The sequence below is a fragment of the Galbibacter sp. genome, from assembly GCF_048266365.1.
Classification (GTDB): Bacteria; Bacteroidota; Bacteroidia; order Flavobacteriales; family Flavobacteriaceae; genus Galbibacter.
Map to the genome: position 1 here is coordinate 21502 of NZ_JBLWZP010000011.1, position 19792 is coordinate 41293.

16 protein-coding genes and 1 riboswitch are annotated in these 19792 nt (G+C 38.6%); of the genes, 5 read left to right on the plus strand and 11 right to left on the minus strand.

The features are described from left to right. Window positions 1-147 precede the first annotated feature (147 nt). The 7 genes from ACN0TV_RS14105 to metK all read right to left on the minus strand — a co-directional run bounded on the left by ACN0TV_RS14105 (window position 148) and on the right by metK (window position 11458). Entirely contained in the window at window positions 148-1203 is a 1056-nt protein-coding gene (locus ACN0TV_RS14105; RefSeq protein WP_417363557.1) for an NAD(P)/FAD-dependent oxidoreductase, read from the minus strand. 29 nt (window positions 1204-1232) lie between these two features. Next, window positions 1233-1841, minus strand: a complete 609-nt coding sequence (locus tag ACN0TV_RS14110) for a precorrin-2 dehydrogenase/sirohydrochlorin ferrochelatase family protein (RefSeq protein WP_417363558.1) — start codon at window positions 1839-1841, stop codon at window positions 1233-1235. An 18-nt stretch (window positions 1842-1859) separates the two neighbouring features. Beyond that, window positions 1860-2621, minus strand: a complete 762-nt coding sequence (gene cobA, locus ACN0TV_RS14115) for a uroporphyrinogen-III C-methyltransferase (protein WP_417363559.1) — start codon at window positions 2619-2621, stop codon at window positions 1860-1862. Further along, window positions 2608-4716, minus strand: a complete 2109-nt coding sequence (locus ACN0TV_RS14120; RefSeq protein ID WP_417363560.1) for a nitrite reductase — start codon at window positions 4714-4716, stop codon at window positions 2608-2610. The genes cobA and ACN0TV_RS14120 overlap by 14 nt, the downstream gene beginning before the upstream one ends. 421 nt (window positions 4717-5137) lie before the next feature. Next, entirely contained in the window at window positions 5138-6307 is a 1170-nt protein-coding gene (locus ACN0TV_RS14125; RefSeq protein WP_417363561.1) for a trans-sulfuration enzyme family protein, read from the minus strand. Window positions 6308-6405: 98 nt separating this feature from the next. Continuing rightward, the gene (thrA, locus tag ACN0TV_RS14130) at window positions 6406-9801 is read right to left on the minus strand and encodes a bifunctional aspartate kinase/homoserine dehydrogenase I (RefSeq protein ID WP_417363562.1); all 3396 of its coding nucleotides are present in this window, start codon (window positions 9799-9801) and stop codon (window positions 6406-6408) included. Between the two features lie 139 nt (window positions 9802-9940). Then, window positions 9941-10066: riboswitch (SAM riboswitch) on the minus strand. 117 nt (window positions 10067-10183) lie between these two features. Next, complete coding sequence (gene metK, locus ACN0TV_RS14135) at window positions 10184-11458, minus strand: methionine adenosyltransferase (protein ID WP_417363563.1); 1275 nt, start codon at window positions 11456-11458, stop codon at window positions 10184-10186. Window positions 11459-11904: 446 nt separating this feature from the next. On the opposite strand from metK, the gene ACN0TV_RS14140 reads away from it, so the two are divergent. The 3 genes from ACN0TV_RS14140 to ACN0TV_RS14150 all read left to right on the plus strand — a co-directional run bounded on the left by ACN0TV_RS14140 (window position 11905) and on the right by ACN0TV_RS14150 (window position 14451). Next, window positions 11905-12519: a deoxynucleoside kinase gene (locus ACN0TV_RS14140; RefSeq protein WP_417363564.1), complete on the plus strand. Its 615-nt coding sequence runs from the start codon at window positions 11905-11907 to the stop codon at window positions 12517-12519. Window positions 12520-12987: 468 nt separating this feature from the next. Next, entirely contained in the window at window positions 12988-13647 is a 660-nt protein-coding gene (locus tag ACN0TV_RS14145; protein WP_417363565.1) for a hypothetical protein, read from the plus strand. A gap of 90 nt (window positions 13648-13737) precedes the next feature. Further along, window positions 13738-14451, plus strand: a complete 714-nt coding sequence (locus ACN0TV_RS14150; protein WP_417363566.1) for a pirin family protein — start codon at window positions 13738-13740, stop codon at window positions 14449-14451. Between the two features lie 98 nt (window positions 14452-14549). Here ACN0TV_RS14150 and kynU read toward each other — a convergent pair whose 3' ends face one another. Next, window positions 14550-15815 carry a kynureninase gene (gene kynU, locus ACN0TV_RS14155; RefSeq protein ID WP_417363567.1) on the minus strand — a complete coding sequence of 422 codons (1266 nt, stop codon included), beginning with the start codon at window positions 15813-15815 and terminating at the stop codon, window positions 14550-14552. A 227-nt stretch (window positions 15816-16042) separates the two neighbouring features. On the opposite strand from kynU, the gene ACN0TV_RS14160 reads away from it, so the two are divergent. After that, the gene (locus ACN0TV_RS14160) at window positions 16043-16759 is read left to right on the plus strand and encodes a M15 family metallopeptidase (protein ID WP_417363568.1); all 717 of its coding nucleotides are present in this window, start codon (window positions 16043-16045) and stop codon (window positions 16757-16759) included. Window position 16760: 1 nt separating this feature from the next. On the opposite strand, the gene ACN0TV_RS14165 is transcribed toward ACN0TV_RS14160, so the two are convergent. Continuing rightward, entirely contained in the window at window positions 16761-18278 is a 1518-nt protein-coding gene (locus tag ACN0TV_RS14165; RefSeq protein ID WP_417363569.1) for a GH3 auxin-responsive promoter family protein, read from the minus strand. A gap of 38 nt (window positions 18279-18316) precedes the next feature. Here ACN0TV_RS14165 and ACN0TV_RS14170 point away from each other — a divergent pair, with 38 nt between their 5' ends. Beyond that, entirely contained in the window at window positions 18317-19117 is an 801-nt protein-coding gene (locus tag ACN0TV_RS14170; RefSeq protein ID WP_417363643.1) for a DUF2797 domain-containing protein, read from the plus strand. Between the two features lie 39 nt (window positions 19118-19156). On the opposite strand, the gene rpsU is transcribed toward ACN0TV_RS14170, so the two are convergent. Both rpsU and ACN0TV_RS14180 read right to left on the minus strand, forming a co-directional pair. Beyond that, complete coding sequence (rpsU, locus tag ACN0TV_RS14175) at window positions 19157-19351, minus strand: 30S ribosomal protein S21 (RefSeq protein WP_417363570.1); 195 nt, start codon at window positions 19349-19351, stop codon at window positions 19157-19159. 60 nt (window positions 19352-19411) lie between these two features. Next, the gene (locus tag ACN0TV_RS14180) at window positions 19412-19606 is read right to left on the minus strand and encodes a cold-shock protein (protein ID WP_417363571.1); all 195 of its coding nucleotides are present in this window, start codon (window positions 19604-19606) and stop codon (window positions 19412-19414) included. Window positions 19607-19792 lie beyond the last annotated feature (186 nt).

Sequence of the window (19792 nt, forward strand, 5' to 3'; positions counted from 1 at the left end):
TATGAGTTGCAAATATAACGCAGATTTTAGTGGTAAGCAAGTGAAGTCTATCTTAAAGACCACTTGGAATTACCACGGTAAAAAACATAGGGTATATCAAGCAAATAACTTCAATATACCCTATTGTTATGATGATTCTTAAGCGCGTTAAACGATACTTTTAACCACTTCTTTCTTCGCTTCTTTTTTGGTTCCGTCAAAGCCTTCTACACCGCCAACGGTAGTGTATTTCATGATGTATTTCTTATTCGGGAATATACGTTGATACGCACTTTGACACATCACTGCGGCTTCATGGAATCCAGAGAGGATTAATTTCAGTTTCCCTGGATAGGTATTCACATCGCCAATAGCGTAAACACCAGGTATATTGGTCTGATAATCATAAGAATTATCCACCTTAATAGCATTCCTTTCAATTTCCAAGCCCCAATCACCTATCGGTCCTAGTTTTGGTGACAATCCAAACAATGGAATAAAGTGATCCACTTCAATGTGAGACTCACCATTTTTCAGGTGCTTCACTGTAAGTGCTTCAAGGTGCTGCTCTCCGTGTAATTTGGTAACTTCAGCCTCAGTTATAAGCTCGATCTTCCCTTTTTTAGAAAGCTCTGCCACTTTTTCAACAGAATCTAGAGCTCCTCTAAATTCATTTCTTCGGTGTACCAGGTAAACCTCTGAAGCAACATCGGCTAGATAAATTGACCAGTCCAGTGCGGAATCTCCTCCACCGGCGATCAGTACTTTTTTATCACGGAAAACTTCAGGGTCCTTAATTATATAAGAAATCCCTTTATCTTCGAATTTGTCGATGTTTTCTAATTGTGGTTTTCGAGGCTCAAAACTTCCCAAACCGCCAGCGATAACAACTACAGGGGCATGATGTTTCGTTCCTTTATTGGTTGTAACGATAAAGGTACCGTCTTCCAACTTATCAAGGGTTTCAGCACGCTCCCCTAGGGTATAGCCCGCCTCAAAAGATTTAATCTGCTCTAGTAAATTCTTTACCAGATCACCGGCAAGAATTTCCGGATAGGCAGGAATATCGTAGATGGGTTTTTTCGGATAAATCTCCGAGCACTGACCACCTGGCTGTGGTAAGGCATCAATTAAATGACACTTTAGTTTCAATAATCCAGCCTCGAAGACTGTGAATAGACCCGTTGGTCCGGCTCCGATAATTAGTATATCTGTTTTAATCATGGCAACTACATTTTACAACTTTTCTAAGCCTAGTTGTTTTCTTTTTTCTTTTTCACTTTTGTATTAGAAACTAAACCCTTGGTAAATTCATTTAGTTTCTCAACTTTTTCCTCAAAATCTCCTTTGATGGTTTTTCTATAGCTATTTAAATTCTTGACCAATTCATCGATGTCATCAGGGATGACCTCTTCGAAGAATTGTCGAAGTCGCTTTGCGGTTGTCGGAGATTTTCCGTTGGTAGAAATTCCGATTTTCACATTTCCTTTGGTCACGATACCCCCCATATAAAAATCGCAATACGGTGGATTATCTGCGACATTGACCAAAATATGTTTTGTTCTACAATCTTTATAGACTTGTACATTGACCTTTGGATCGTCTGTGGTTGCAATAACAATATGCTTTCCACTGAGATATTTTTGGTCGTAGGTGTCGTGAATTAAATTCAATTTCCAAGCTGATGCCTTCTCGATGATCTGTGAATCAAATGAAGGAGCTACCACACTTACCTTGGCATTTGGACTGGATTTTAAGAGGAAGCCTAGTTTCTCCAATGCAACCTTTCCACCCCCTACTATTAGGGTCTCTAGATTGTGCACCTTTAAAAATACCGGATATAATTCGTTTCGCTCCTCCATTTCTACTTCACCGGTTATTTAAACCGCCTCAACCGTTTGTTTTATTTTTGTTAATATACCACGTTGTTTCACCACTTCACCGATAACGATTATAGCGGGATTACTCAGTCCATTTTCATTTACAATCTGCTCAATGGTCTCTACGGTTCCTATGCCTATTTGCTCTTGCTCCGTTGTACCATTTTGAATGATAGCCACTGGCAATTGATCCTTGTGTTCGCCTTTAAACAAGCTTACGATTTCTCCCAGTTTACTCATACCCATAAGTATGATCACTGTAGCTCTAGACTTTGCTGCCAAGGCAACATCTTTCGAGAGTTTGTGTTCTTTGGTGGTGCCCGTAATGACCCAGAAACTCTCTGACATTCCTCTTTGTGTAAGCGGAATATTCTGAGATGCAGGCACGGCTAATGCCGAGGAAATCCCTGGAATAAATTCCGTTGAAATCCCATGTGATATTGCGAACTCTAACTCTTCAGACCCCCTACCGAATACGAAAGGGTCTCCACCTTTAAGTCGTACCACATGTCCATGGGACTTGGCACGGCTTACGATGAGCTCATTGATTTGATCTTGTTGGTAGGCATAACAACCTTTTCGTTTACCAACAAAAATACACTCCGCCTGTGGCGCATATTTCAAGAGCTCTGCATTGACCAATGCGTCATATAAGACAACATCGGCGGACTGTAAAGTTTTCATACCCTTAATAGTAAGCAAATCCGGATCCCCCGGACCTGCCCCTATCAAACTCAGTTTTGGTTGGTTATTTGTCAGCATTTGCTAATTCTAATGTTCTAAAGGCAGTTGCTTTCTCAGAAAATGCCTTGGCATCTTCCATATATGATCTTGCAAAAGCCTCAGAGGGTTTATTCCTATTAATCTGATAAACGAAATCAGGGAAGGTTGTGGTGTTTAATGAAATTCTCCCAGTTGCGACAAATAATTCTTCAAACTGATTTATAATTCCTATTTGTGTGTTGGTTTTTTGATTTTCACTTAGTAATAGTGCCTTAGCGGTATTAATCATTGACGAATACGAGTGATAAATACTGTGTGCCCATTTTCCTTCTTCTATTGCTTCTGCTGCCGTTTCTGCTTTCTCTTCACTCTCTAATAGCAAAGTGGCGATCAGGTCAATCACTACACCTGCACATTCTCCCACCCCAATTTTTTGTTCGTATTTTTCAACATTGCCCCAGTCTACGAAATCCTCTGCAGAAAGATCGTCAGCACTGGATAAGTGTTTTAGATAATCGTAGAAGTAGATTTGCTCTTTACGGTCGTAATAACTCATAAAGCTCTCTCCGTCTTGTTTGTTTTTATCGTAATCATCAAGGATTAAGCGAAGCGCTTGAGGCCCCCTTTTTGAAGGGATCTTCACTACTTTATCAGCGAATCTTCCTTCTCCATTACCCAAGGCTCCCCCTCCGAGTAATACCTGTAATGCAGGTGCTACACGTTTGTCTGGAGTACGCATGGTCATTCCTTGAAAACCGATATGTGCCATATTGTGTTGACCACAGGCATTCATACATCCGCTAATCTTGATATAGATGTCACGATTGTTTTTGTATTGTGGATACTCTTGAGATATCACATCTTCAAGGACATCAGCAATCCCTGTACTACTTGCAATTCCAAGGTTACAAGTATCTGTACCCGGACAAGCCGTGATATCTGAAGTTGCATTAAAGCCTATTTCCGTAAATCCAAGTTCCTTGAGTTCCAAATAGAACAAAGGAAGTAATTCAGTTTTTACGTGACGCAATAGAATATCCTGACGTAAGGTGAATCGAAGTTCATTGGCTGCATATTCCTTAATTAGGTTTGCAAGTTTTCTAGCCTGAGGCGTATAAAAGTCGCCTAGTCTTACCTTAATTCCTATAGAATGCAATCCTGGTTGTTTTTGATCGAAAACACTGGATTTTCTCCATTTTTCATAACCTTCAACATCCTTAACCTCTATCTTAGGTACCTTAATATCATCTACTATAGAGCGATCGAATTCAAATCCTTCTTCACTGATAGGATAGGACTGGTACGCTAGTGCTAATTTTTCTTTTTCAACTAAATCTAAAAACGCTTCCAGCCCTATATCTTTTATTAAAAATTTCATTCTTGCTTTCATTCGTTTAGAACGTTCTCCATAACGATCGAAAACTCGAATAACTCCCTCTATAAAGGGGATAATTTGATCTGTTGGTAAAAAATCGTGAACAGGTTCTGCTGATCTAGGTTGAGACCCAAGTCCACCACCGACAACAACCTTAAACCCTTTTTGGCCATCTCTTATCTTAGCAATTAATCCCACATCATGTATATACGACAAAGCTGTATCTTCATCAGATGAAGAGAAAGAAATTTTAAACTTTCTTCCCATTTCCTGATTCATCGGATTTCTTAACAGGTATTTAAAAATTGCATGAGCATAAGGTGTAATATCAAAAGGCTCATTAGGGTCAATACCTGCCTCAGGACTTCCTGTTACGTTACGAACAGTATTCCCACAGGCCTCACGAATAGTAACATCATCTTTATCCAACTCATTCCACAACTCCGGAGTTCTATCCAAACTCACATAATGAATCTGAATATCCTGACGTGTGGTAATATGTAGTCTTCCTCTTGAGTATTCATCAGAGACATCACAGATACGCAATAACTGATCGCCTGTTACCTTTCCAAAAGGCAATTTAATACGGACCATTTGAACCCCTGGTTGACGTTGCCCATATATCCCTCTGGCCAAGCGTAAACTCTTAAACTTGTCCTCATCCATTTTCTCATTGCGAAACAATCGTATTTTACGATCTAATTCAATGATCTCTTTTGATACAAATGGATTTTCAATCTCTGATCTAAAGCTTTGCATACTCTTTTAATTTTTTGTTCTATGGCCTTTTTCCATTGCAATAAGGCAAAACAATAAGACGTGAATTCATGATAATATTCAGTCTTTGGCTCTCAACACTCAACCGCAAACCTTATAGTACTACTGTTGGTGTAATTTAAACACTCTACTAAATCTATAGACTAATAGAATTTTGAAGCGAAAGTACCATTAAATTATAAAAACACAAATGAAATTGAAGATTTTTAACTAAAAAAATACATCAAGGAGAATTATATCACAAATCAAAATCAGTACCAATGGCAGTGTAGTTGATCTGAAATCACCCCAATTCTTTGCTAATGTGCTCCTTTCAAATTGAAGGTAGTCCAATATCTTTTTCGGCTTTAGACAGTATTGTTTGATAGCTAGAAACTTTTGCCTCTTAGAATTCATAACCACATTAAGCCTCCAATGCTTGCTTAAGATCTGCAATTATGTCCTCTTGATGCTCTAGTCCAACGGACACCCTTACCAACCCATCAGAAATTCCCACTTCCAAACGATCCTCTTCAGATAGTTTGCTATGCGTGGTAGAGGCCGGGTGGGTAACTATAGTCCTGGTATCTCCTAAATTGGAAGTTAAAGAACACAATTTAACCGCATTCAAAAAGTTTCGTCCTGCTTCCACTCCTCCTTTAATTTCAAAGGCTATTATAGTACCTCCTTGGCTCATTTGCTTTTTGGCGATCTCATATTGTGGGTGCGATTTTAAAAAAGGATACTTGACGAAATTCACCTTTGGATGTCCTTCCAAAAAGGTCGCAACTTTTAGTGCATTATCACAATGGCGATCCATACGCACAGCAAGCGTTTCCAAACTTTTAGATAATATCCAAGCGTTGAATGGAGACATTGCTGGACCTGTATTTCGTGAGAACAAGTAAATCTGGTTTACAAGATCTTCAGAGCCTACGGTGACTCCACCTAAAACTCTTCCCTGGCCATCCATTAATTTGGTTGCGGAGTGAATTACAAGATCAGCACCGTACTCAATTGGTCGTTGCAAATAAGGTGTTGCAAAACAGTTATCGATCACCAATATTAAATTGTGCTTTTTTGCCACCTCACCCAAATAAGCCAAATCCAGTATATCAACACCAGGATTGGTCGGTGTTTCTGCAAAAAGTATCTTGGTGGTAGGTCGAATCAGACTTTCTATGACCTCCGGTTGGTCTATATTAAAATAACTGGTTTCAATATTCCATTTAGGAAGATACTTTGTAAATAACGTATGTGTAGATCCAAAAACTGATCTCGCAGAAACAACGTGGTCTCCACTATCAAGTAAAGCCGCCAGGGATGAAAAAACTGCAGCCATCCCGGTGGCAAATGCATAGCCAGCCTGGGCACCCTCCATATGACAAACCTTATCTACAAACTCTGTAGTGTTTGGATTGGTAAACCTGCTGTATATATTACGTGGATTTTCTCCCGTAAAAGCAGTACGCATTTCTTCAGCATCATCAAAAACAAAACTAGAAGTAATGTACATTGGAGCACTGTGCTCTAAAAATTCAGTTCGGTTAATTTGCGTTCTAATCGCATCGGTTTCAAAATGCTTTTTACTCATATTTTGATGTTAAGCAATAGGGGGGTTTAAGCCCCGGGTTCTATGTTCAGTGAATGGTATTCCTTTTGTTGATTCTATATACTTGGTTCCTTTGTGCTTTATCCTTTTTCTGTTAGCTTAAGAATATCACCAAAAACTCCCCTAGCGGTCACGGCTGCTCCAGCACCAGCTCCTTGTATCACAATGGGTCGATCCCCATAGGACTCCGTGTAAATTTCAAAAATAGAATCTGCACCTTTAACCTGTCCTAATACACTATTGGCTGGCACAGAAACGAGTTTGACATCAAGCTGTCCTTTATCCTTTTGCAGGTCTCCATGAAGATCCCCTACATAACGCAGTACATGACCTTCCTGTTGCTCTTCTTTGACTTGTTGATATACAGAGTCAAACTCCTCCAGTTGCTCCAAGAAGGCTTCCACACTCTTATCTCTAAGATGTTCTGGTACCAGATTTTCAATATTGACATCCTCAAATTCATTGTGAAGATCCAATTCCCTAGCCAGAATTAATAGTTTACGTCCAACGTCATTACCATAAAGATCTTCTCTAGGATCTGGCTCCGTAAATCCATTGGCTATCGTTTGCTTCAGTACGTCACTAAAGGCTACCTCTTCCACTGAAAAGCGGTTAAACAAGTAACTTAAAGTTCCGGAGAACACCCCTCTAATTTTAGTGATGTTTTCACCTGATAAATGCAGTATACGAATCGTATCAATTAATGGCAACCCGGCTCCTACATTAGTTTCGTACAAGTATTGCTTTTGGTTTTTATCCAAATGCGCTCTAAGATCTTTGTAGAAGTCAAAATCCAAAGTATTGGCAATCTTATTTGAAGACACCAAATCGAAACCATTTTCAATAAGCAGTTTGTAGTTGCCTACAAACTCTTCGCTTGCGGTATTGTCTACGGCAATAAGGTTTTCTAAATGATGAGCCTTGGCATAATTAATTAAGGTCGCTATGGCTGACTCTGTTTCACTCTCTTGAATAGCTGACTTCCAATTGGCATCAATACCATCACTGTTTAAAAGCAGTTTTTTGGAGTTGGCTACTGCAAAAATATTGAGTTTTATTTTTTTGCGCTCTTCAATGTTGACCGCCGAATCTAGGATCTGATTTATTAATGTTCCTCCGACTAAGCCATGTCCAAATACCGCAATGTTTATTTTTTTGGAGATTTCAAATACTTCTCCGTGGATGACATTCAATGCTTTATGAAGTTCAGATCTTTTTACCACCAAACTCACGTTCTTACCAGTTACAGTGTTGTTAAACAGAATCGGCACAACCTGGTTTTTAATCAAGGCATTATAAGGTTTGTGGAAACTACTAAGATCCAGTCCTATAATTGAAATTACCGAAACGTCATCTACAACGGCTATTTTATTGACATCCTTAGAGTAGAAATCATATTCAAATTCTCGTTCTAAAGCGACCACTGCTTCGGTAGCATCCTTAGCGTTAACGACCAGTCCGATCCCTCTTTCAGATGAACCCTGAGAAATGATACTTACACTAATATCACGTTTTCCTAGGGCATTAAAAATACGAGCATCCACACCAGCTTTCCCTAGAAGTCCTCGCCCTTCCAAATTCACGAGTGCCATACTTTCTAAAATAGAGAGGGATTTCATTCCTTCTTTTTTTGGAGTAGCGGTGATTAAGGTACCCGTGCTTTCCGGGTTAAAGGTATTGAGGATTCGAAGCGGAATGTTTTTCTCAATAAGTGGTATAATTGTTTTGGCATGTAATATGGTAGCCCCAAAATTAGCAAGCTCATTAGCCTCATTAAACGAAAGTTCTTCTATACGTTGGGCTGTGGGAACCAAATCTGGATTAGCGGTAAAAATACCATCTACATGTGTGAAGTTTTGAAGCTCACCTGCATCTAAGAAATTTGCGAGTAAAGCAGCGGTATAATTACTACCGTTTCGTCCAAGGGTTGTGGTCTCATTTTTTTCATTAGAACCTATAAACCCAGTAACTATATTAACGGTCTTGCCGTTATGGGTCGCAAAATGTTTAAGCACCTTTTCTTTAGAGGCTTTTTCTATTGGTTGAGCATCTCCAAATTTTTCATCGGTAACGATCAGGGCTCTTGAATCGGTGAAATTCGCTTGAACTCCCATTTTGTTAAGCACCTGAGTTAGCAATTTGGCAGAGATCAGTTCACCTTGAGCCAGAACCTCATCCTTAATTTTACGACTATAATCACCCAATAAATGGACTCCAGAGAACAATTTTTCTAGATTGTCAAATTCATATGATAAGTCTACAAACTGGTAGTCTTGTAATTGATACTTCTTAAAAGCATCAAGTAAGTGTAAATAATCTTGTTTGGCAGCCGCAGTCTCCAAAATATTCTCAAGTTCATTGGTTGCATTGTTTCTAGCGGACACCACCACAGCAATTCGCTCCTGGTTTTGAACACTTCGATTTATAATCTCAACGACATTTTTAATTCCCTCACCATTGGCTAGCGACTTACCACCAAATTTTAATATTTTCATTTTATTTTTATTTAGAGAAGATTCAAAGACCCCTCCTATGAGTTTTTCTAATTGTTCGAATTCTATTAAAAAAGCATCGTGTCCATGCACTGACACTACTTCTCCATAGCGAACTCTATCACTTGAACGTGCAAGTTGTTTATAGGTTTCTCTATTTTCCTCAGCAGTAAAAAACAAATCTGAGCTCACTCCTATAATATGGACGTAGGCGTCGATGGTTTCCAAAACATTAAAGTGTTCTGGTCTATTACGTGTCACATCAATTGTTTTAAGCAATTGATTCATGAGCTTATAGGCAGAGAGTTGAAACCTTTCTTGAAGTTTTTCACCGTGATGCAAAAGCCAACTTTCTACATTGAACACCTGTAGTTCCTCATTGGTGGTCCTTTTGAAACGCTCCTTAAATGAAGCTGGGGTACGATAGCACAACATAGCGTGCATACGCGCATCGTGGACAGGTTGTTTGGAATTTAACAAAAATTGCTCCTGGATCTGACAGTTAGCAATAAGCCAATCTGTAGATTTCCAATCCGTTGCCACCGGTATAAGGTTTTGAGTAATTGTTGGATGTAAAGCCGCCATTTCCCAGGCGATTCCCCCTCCAAGCGATCCTCCGATAAGCGCAAATAGTTTCTCAATTCGAAGATGCTCTAGTCCCTTCAAAAAGATCTGTGCTATATCTCTTGCCACAAAATCTTTATAATTTTCAATAACGGTTCCATCATAACCATTTCCAGGAATGTTAAATGACAAAACGGTATAGATCGCCGTATCTATGGCCTTACCTTCTCCGATAAGGTCCTTCCACCAACCATTTTCCCCACTGACATCTGAATTTCCAGTAAGAGCGTGATTTACCATCACAATTGGCGCACTATTTAAGGGTTTGCCAAATAACTGGTAGGATAGGTTCAGATCCTGAGTAACACCACTAATAGTGGTATAGGATTTTAATTTTATATGTAACAGCTCTTCTTTCAACTTCTTAAAGTTTAAATGCTTTGTTATTCGTTTATATGATCCAGCAATTTCTACCGGTATCGGCAAGCCACACTGCAAGTGCCGATGATTCAAAATTGTTATAAAGAAGGTCTAAAAAATTTCAGTGAAAGATTTTCTAGCGTTATCTATCCGTTTTTACGCGGTAGAATGTAGCACCTTCTCGTTCCAGAAATAGTATAAAATTCATAGATAAGGGTTGCTAAGGCATCACAAGGTCCATTCCTTCAGCCTTTCTTGATAACAATTACATTAAGTATTTGAACTTCAGTTCAATTTAGAAAACTCATTTGGCTTTCCAGGCTCAAACCAATTCGCCTATAGTGCATTGTAACACCTTATAGTAAACTACATTTTATGCCGATTATTTTTCAGCGAATTCCACTAGCGCGAATGCTTCTTTAACTTGGTCAACATAATCTAACTTTTCCCAAGTGAATAACTCAACTTCGCGTTCTACTCTACCATTGTATGGAGATTCAAAAACCTTGGTGGTTGTAACAGGTTGTTTTCCCATATGTCCATATGCTGCAGACTCTAGGTAAATTGGATTTCTAAGCTTAAGTCTTTCTTCAATTGCGAAAGGACGTAAATCAAATAATTCAACAACCTTCTTGGCGATTTCTCCATCAGTTAAATTCACTTTGGAAGTACCGTAAGTATTTACAAAAACAGACGTTGGTTCTACTACACCAATGGCGTAGCTAACCTGGACTAAAAGCTCATCAGCTACTCCTGCGGCAACTAAGTTTTTTGCTATATGTCGTGAAGCATATGCCGCACTTCTATCTACCTTACTTGGATCTTTGCCACTAAATGCACCTCCACCATGAGCTCCTTTACCACCGTAGGTATCTACGATAATCTTTCTACCTGTTAAACCAGCATCACCATGTGGACCACCAATAACAAACTTACCTGTTGGATTAATATGATATTTAATCTCTCCGTTAAATAAGGGTTGTATGACCTCAGGCAGCTGCGCTATTACTCTCGGGATCAAGATTTCTAACAAGTCCTTTTTAATGGTATCAAGCATCACTTGATCGTCCTGATCAAAAGGATCGTGTTGGGTAGAAATCACGATAGTATCGATTCTCAAAGGAACATTATCATCTGAATACTCTATGGTGACTTGAGCTTTAGCGTCGGGTCTCAAATACGAAATCTGATCTCCTTCTCTACGAAGCTCAGCTAAAGTTTGCATGAGCTTATGCGAGATATCCAGCGCCAAAGGCATATAATTTTCAGTCTCATTGGTTGCATACCCAAACATCATTCCTTGATCACCCGCTCCCTGTTGTTCTTTGGTAGCTCTATCAACTCCTTGGTTAATATCCTGAGATTGTTCGTGAATCAAAGATATCACACCACAGGAATCACCACTGAATTGATAAGCTCCTTTGGTATACCCTATTTTGTTGATGACATCTCTAGCAATGGATTGAACGTCAAGATAGGTTCCGCTTTTCACCTCACCTGCCAAGACAACTTGCCCAGTAGTAACTAGGGTTTCACATGCAACCTTGCTCTGTGGATCGAAAGCTAAAAAATGATCTAATAAAGCGTCGCTAATTTGGTCAGCAATTTTATCTGGATGCCCCTCACTTACGGACTCCGATGTAAATAAATATCCCATAATTCTCAATTCTAAACTATTATCCTTTGGAAAGTATACTGCCAGAAAAGGCTAAAGAAGTAAATTACTGCTTTAGCGCTTTTTTTACGAGGTGGCAATCAGTCAAATCTTTCCTCAAATTCTGATGGCAAAGGTACACATTAGATTTAAACTGAAAAACCTTTAGATACTTTTTTCACGATTCGTTCCAGAAAAAAGAAGTTTAGGCTTCCAAAGACGTTGATTTTACAGTAGCATATCGCGTTCGGTGTATACGAATAAGATGATGGAAAATCTCAAATATCGGAAAACAAGACAAATAGGATCATAATTGTGATTATAAAAAAAGTGATTTTACGATAAGGTTACATTTGATCAATAGGGCTTAAACTAAATTTATTTTTATTACATAGGCTATAACTTGTATATTTACCCTTGGAAAAAAGTTTCACTTAAACGATTTTGATATGCACGTTGCAATCGCCGGGAATATCGGTGCCGGAAAGACGACACTCACTAGACTACTTGCTAAACACTACAAATGGGAGCCTCATTTTGAAGATGTAGTAGACAACCCATATTTGGATGACTTTTACAATCAAATGGAACGCTGGAGTTTCAACCTTCAAATCTATTTCTTAAACAGTCGTTTTCGACAAATACTAGAGATTCGTCAAAGTGGAAAAAAAATAATCCAAGATCGTACCATATACGAAGACGCTTATATCTTTGCGCCCAACTTGCACTCAATGGGGCTAATGACCAATAGAGATTATGAAAATTACAAATCTCTTTTTGAATTGATGGAAAGCTTGGTTCAATCACCGGATCTTATGATCTATTTAAGAAGTTCGATCCCCAACCTTGTAAATCAGATCCACAAAAGAGGCCGTGAATATGAAAACTCCATTTCAATAGACTATCTCAGTCGACTAAATGAGCGCTACGAGGCCTTCATACATACATATGATCGTGGAAAAATGCTTATTGTAGATGTAGATAATTACAATTTTGTAGATAATCCTGAAGATCTCGGAGAGATCATCAATAAAATAGACGCTGAGATTAACGGACTATTTTAATCAGGCGTAAAAGAAGCTAAGAGCACGTTATTTTCAGACCTGCTTTTAGCTTCCCAAAACTACCCCAAGTCGGCTATCACTAAAGTGAGCAACAACCAACAGTTTCTACGTAAATTTAATCATAATTTTTTGGCTTACAACAACTTAAAGCTATTATTTAAAACACAGCTCATTCTATTTAGCTAAAATACAATACGCCAAATAGCACTTAATCTCACTAGTTTCTTCCCCATTTTACATACTGTTTTACAAGATCTTTAACGCACGTTAATATCAGTCCTCGCTTCGCATTCTAATTGATTTTTTCGTATTATTGTATAGTAAACACCTCCCTTCAGCCGTGATGCTGTTGGGTAAACCACTCGGTAAAATGCATACGATAATGGAACATACCAGTAGAAATATGAATTACCCAAGTTGGAGAAAACAAAAAAATGCCCTGATCAAATCATTCAATAATCCACAAAAATGAAAGTCTTTAGCCTACTATTATGTGTTCTGCTTATCATTAGCTGTAAAGAAAAAGAAGTTGAAAAACCACTCAATGCGCTAGAAAAAGTTGCTTATGCTCATGGCTATGAGCATTGGAAGCAGGTGGATGAAATAAAATTCACCTTTAATGTAGATCGCGACACCACACATTTCGAGCGTAGCTGGGAATGGCGTCCAAAGAAAAATGAGGTGACACTAATTAAAGACGGCAAAAGATTAGACTTCAATCGCGATCGAATTTTAAGCGATGAGGAATTAGCTGCTGACAAAAATTTTATCAACGATATCTATTGGTTACTTGCGCCCTACAAACTAGTATGGGACGACCATAAAACTTATAGCGAACCTTTAATGGACATCGCCCCTATAAGTAAAGACAGTTTACAAAAGTTAACCATTGTCTATGAAAGCCAGGGTGGCTATACTCCGGGAGATGCCTATGACTTTTATATCGATAAAAACAATATGGTACAAGAATGGGTCTACAGGGAAAACAATTCGACTTCCAATTGTATGATCACCACCTGGGAAAGCTATAAAGACTTCGATGGCTTGAAAATAGCGACCATGCACCAGAATGACAATGGTGTCTTCAAATTGTATTTTACAGGCATTAAAGTGAGTATCTTAAAGTAATTTTCAGCCGATTTTTAATCGACTTAGCTGCCTTCACATTAGTGTAAGAAAATTAAGGTTACTACGTCCAATCAAGTTAAATTAGTAACTATGGAAAACATTTTACATAAGGCAAACTCAAGGGGTCATGCTAATCACGGATGGCTAGATTCTCATCATACGTTTAGCTTTGCAAATTACTACGATCCACATCGTATGAACTTCGGAGTATTAAGGGTTCTTAATGACGATGTCATTGCAGGCGGGAGAGGTTTTGGAAAACACCCTCATGAGAATATGGAAATCATCTCAATTCCATTATACGGAGATCTTGAACACGAAGACAGTATGGGGAATAAAGAGGTTATAAAAGAAGGTGATGTGCAGGCCATGTCCGCAGGGACGGGAGTATTTCATAGTGAGTACAACAAAAATGAGGATAAGGAAGTACACCTACTCCAAATCTGGATACTTCCTAAGAAAAGAAATATTGAACCTACCTATAGTCAGATCAGCATGAAACTTGAGGATCGAAAGAACAAACTTCAACAAATCGTTTCTCCTAATAGTGATGATGCAGGGGTGACGATCAATCAAGATGCTTGGTTTAATATTACAGAACTCGATGCCGGAAACAGTATTCAATACCAATTGAACGATTCGACAAACGGAGTTTATGCTTTTGTCATTGAAGGCGATGCTAGGGTGAACGATCAAAAATTAAATAAACGTGATGGTCTGGGAATTCAGGAAGTAGAAACCATAGACATCACAGCAGATACAAAAGCAAAGGTGTTAATCATGGAAGTGCCAATGAGTTTTTAATTTTTCGTTAATAGTGCGAAGGTTGTATCACCTTGTAAGCCAGGTTCTAAAATGAGCTGCCAGGTAATACGGCCTTTTGCATTTATAATGTTCTGATTCTAGATTCCAGCCTCTAATATTTGACCAAACTCATACAAGTCTTCAAAGGAATTGTAAAATGGAACCGGCGCCAATCGGATGACATTAGGCTCCCTCCAATCTACAACTACCCCGTTTTCCATAAAATAATCAAACAACTCTCTACCTTTACCATGTACCAATAAGGAGAGTTGACACCCACGATCTTTTGGAGTGATAACTTCCAAAGTTTTTTGATGTTTAACTTTGGCATTGATTTCATCTAAGATGAACTCCAAATAATCGGTTAAGGTTTTACTTTTAGAAAGCAAGGCTTCCATCCCGACTTCTTCGAACATTCCTAAGGAAGCTAAATATGGTGCCATAGTCATTACCGGTGTGTTGCTGATCTGCCAAGCATCCGCGTTGTCCATAGGATCAAACTCTGGCTTCATCTGAAATCTTGTTTCTTTTTTTGTACCCCACCAGCCTTCAAAACGCGGTATATTTTTGCGCTTGTGATACTGCTCGTGGATAAACACCCCTGAAGCATTTCCCGGGCCGCTATTCATATATTTATAACTACACCAAGCAGCGAAATCCACATCCCAGTCATGTAACTCAAGATGTATGTTCCCTGCAGCATGGGCAAGATCCCATCCTACTTTGGCCCCAGCTTCTTTTGCAGCCTTGGTGATCGTTTTGATATCGAACACTTGACCATTGTAATAATTAACACCACCTATAAGTACTAGCGCTAATTCATCCTTATACAATGCAATCATTTCCAAAACATCCGCAGTTCTCCAATGATGCTCCCCAGGTCTCTTTTTTACTTCGACAAGGGCATCATTAGGATCAAGACCGTGAGTTCTAAGTTGACTTAAAATAGCATACTGGTCTGATGGGAACGCTTTTTCCTCACATAGAATTTTAAAACGTTTTTTGGTTGGCCTATAAAAACTGACCATCAACAAATGTAAGTTAACCGTCAAGGTATTCATCACGGTGACCTCACTAGTTTTTGCACCCACTACTTTAGCCACAGGCGCTGCTAACTGCTCGTGATAATCCCACCATGGTTTGTCTGCATAAAAATGTCCTTCTACTCCTAATGCACCCCAGTCATTCAATATCTCATCAAGAAAACTACGTGTGCGTTTTGGCTGAAGCCCTAGGGAGTTTCCAGTAAAATACAGTACATTCTTATTGTTGTGCTGCGGGAATATAAACTCATCCTTATATGGCTTTAAGATGTCCTTGGCATCGAGCATTTGGGCAAACTCCCTAGTATTTTTAAATTCCATATTCTTTAATTGATTTAACACCTATGGCTGTGAACTAATTCATTTTATAGCGACTTGAGTTGCAGGACAACCATTCCACTACTATCCATTAAGCGGCGATATTGAAATTTTGATAATGCTAACAAATTTAGTTATTCTTTTTTGGCTAGAGGTGTTTCTAATGATAGAATACAATTCAATTTCTACTCAGAAATCGTATCTTTATCCAAATCAACATCCATATTATTTTGAAAATATCCTATCTTTTTTGTGCGCTATCAGCCATTATCCTAAGCACTCAAACTTGTACTGCCCAAGACAATTACACCATTGAAACACTCACCGGAAAATCATCACCAGAACTCCTTGGAGATGGCATTGGCCTACAAAAAGAAGCCTATGACTCATTTTTAAAAATGAAGGCAGATGCGAAAAAACAGGGGATTGAAATTCAAGTTGCCTCTGGCTATCGCAACTTTTCTAGACAAAAATCGATTTGGAATCGCAAATATAAAAGTTATACAGACCAAGGTATGAGCCCGTTGGATGCCATGGAAAAAATCATCGCTTACTCCACCTATCCCGGAACTTCAAGACATCATTGGGGAACAGACATCGACATCATTGATGCCGCAGCAACCTATAGCGGAAGTGTATTGGATCCTGATAAATTTGAAGGAGATGGTCCATTTCGCAAACTTAAAATATGGATGGATAACAATGCAAACACCTATGGGTTTTATCTTGTCTACACCAACAACCCAAATAGAAAAGGTTTTAACTATGAGCCATGGCATTACAGCTATAGACCAATTTCCAAACCTATGTTGGACGCCTACAAAATGCTCGATATTGCAAAAATTATTAAATCTGAGAATCTACTGGGTCATGATCATATGACCGAAGATTTCATCAACCGTTATGTCGAGGAAAATGTTTTAGGTATCAACCCTGACTTAAAATAAATTATTGGTCGTTCATCTTTAATAACTCTTCCAGATAATGCCTGTTACTGGAGAGTCTGGGAATTTTATGTTGCCCGCCTAACTTGTCGTATTTCTTAAGCCAATCGTAAAACAAATTCTTTCTTCCAAGGTGTAGTATAGGGCGATTCAGCGTCATATTATTATAGCGTTTTGCTTCATAGTCAGAATTCACCGACTGCAAGGCCAAGTCCATTTCATGGCAAAATGTATCCAAGGACTCAGGCATCTTTCTAAACTCTATGATCCACTCATGTCCTCCTTTGTTTTTACCTTCCATAAAAACTGGACCAGCTGTGTAATCAACTATTTCAGCTCCTGTGGCCTGACAAGCTCTCTTAAGTGCCTCTTCAGCATTTTCAATAATTAATTCTTCTCCGAAAACATTGATATGGTGTTTTGTCCTACCTGTGACCTTAATTCGGTAGGGGGCCTTAGAGGTAAATCGAACCGTATCTCCAATTAAATAGCGCCACAAACCGGCATTTGTTGTAATGACCATGGCATAGTTCTTATCCAACTCTACCTCCCAAACCGGCAATACTTTTTCATTTGGACTGCCATAGGTATCCATGGGAATAAACTCATAGAAGATACCGTAGTCCAGCATCAATAAGAGCTCATCGGAATCATTACGATCCTGAATAGCAAAGAATCCTTCGGAGGCATTGTATATTTCGTAGTACCGAAAACTTTGTCGTGGTAGTAAACGCTGGTATTGTTCTTTATAAGGATTGAAACTGACCCCTCCGTGAAAATATACCTCAAGGTTGTCCCAGATTTCGAATAAATTAGTTTTACCCGTATCCTCTAGCACCCTGTTCAGAAGCACTAACATCCACGAAGGAACCCCAGCTAAACTGGTCACATTTTCATTCACTGTTTCTTGGACTATAGCCGAGAGTTTACGCTCCCATTCACTCATCAGGGAAACCTTGTTACTTGGAGTACTGCTCATCTCAGCCCAGAACGGCATATTATCAATGATAATTGCGGAAAGGTCACCAAAAAAAGTTTGGTTGCTTTGATACAATTCTTTACTTCCACCCAGGCGTAAGCTCTTCCCATCAAAGAGTTTAGACTCCTCATTATTATTAAAATATAGAGACAACATATCCTTACCCGCCTTGAAGTGACAATCCTCAAGAGATTCTGTACTCACGGGAATAAATTTACTCTTAGCATTGGTAGTTCCACTACTTTTAGCAAACCATTTAATGGGTGTCGGCCAAAAGATATTAGACTCTCCCTGCCTAGATCGCTCAATCATGGGTTCAATATCCTCGTAACGCACGATAGGAACACGATCCGCAAACTTCTCATAGGAGTTAATTTCCGAGAAACCATAGCGCTTTCCAAGCTCAGTTGCACTGGAACGACTCAATAAATGGTTCAACACCTCAGTCTGAACCTCAGCAGGGTATTTTAGGAACAATTCCATCTGATGGAACCGCTTCTTAAGAAACCAGGAAGCTATAGAGTTAATTAGTGGAAATGACATATTTTGAATTATATTTGCTAAAAATAGGAAAAACTTTTATGATGTTCGAAGGTGTACTAACCAAAATGCAAACAGAAAATTCCAAACCCGTCAATTACTACTTGGTATTGGGCGCCAACTACATTAATTTCAATCAACTGATCAATAAATCCATTGGTTTAAAATTTTTGAAATTCGAATGTTTAAACTGTCATTTGGACAAACCAATATACCGACAAGGATTTTGTAAAAGTTGTTTTTTCGAAACTCCTAAGGCCGCTGATTGGATCATACGTCCAGAATTAAGCCAGGCACATTTGGATATAGAGGACCGTGATTTGGCCTACGAAAAGGAAATGCAATTACAACCTCACATTGTGTATCTAGCAAATTCTAGCAGCATCAAGGTTGGAGTAACAAGAAAGAATCAAGTACCTACCAGATGGATTGATCAAGGCGCCCATGAGGCATTAGAGATCTTAGAAACACCAAACAGGTATCTTGCTGGTATTGCAGAGGTCGCACTTAAAGACCACGTAGCAGATAAAACGAACTGGCGAAAAATGCTTCAAAACGATATTATAGATGAAGATCTAAAAGCCTATAGTGTTGAATTGAAGAACTACTTACCAGAGGAGGTGAAACCTTATTTTATTGAGGATAATTCTGAAACCAACATCGAATTCCCTGTTGAGACATACCCACTTAAACCAAAGAGTTTAAATCTTCTAAAAACTCCGGAATATCAAGGGGTCTTAAAGGGAATAAAGGGACAATATTTAATCTTCGAGGATCAAACTGTATTTAATGTCAGATCTAATGAAGGTTTGGTAGTTGCAATCGAGGTGATGCCTATCTGAGTGAGATTAATAAACCTTCAAAAAAAAAAGCTAGAGTGATTATTCCTCTAACTTTCTTTGGTATTCTTGTTTGTAAATTGCTTTAGCAACTTGAACTCTACGCTCTTGCGACCTCTTAGTGAAGTGTTGATTATCACGTAAATTTCTAAGTTGTTGCGTTTTACGATATTTTTGTTTGTAACGTTTTAAGGCACGATCTATATTTTCGCCTTCTTTAATTGGTATTATCAGCATATTATTTATTTGAATTAAAAAACCACCTATTAAAATAGATGGTTTTCATTTGTTTTAGTCTTAGTCTATTACTTCAACGTTAACTGCATTCATTCCTTTTCTACCTCTTTCGGTATCAAATTTAACGCGGTCGTTTTCGTTAATGTTGTCTATCAAACCACTTTCGTGTACGAAGATATCCTCTTTAGTATCTTCTGCTGTGATAAATCCAAATCCTTTTGTTCTGTTGAAGAACTTAACTGTTCCTTCTTTCATATTAAAATATTTAAAAAAATGTATATAATTCGATAGCAACAAACAACAGCCAAAACGGAGTTGCCCATGGTACCTATGGAATAAAGTCAAAAAAGATGAATATAAAAATATCGGAAGGATAAATAACACCAAATTTTATAAGGCTTCATAACACTGGTGCAAAGAAACGGCTTTATTTTAAATCTA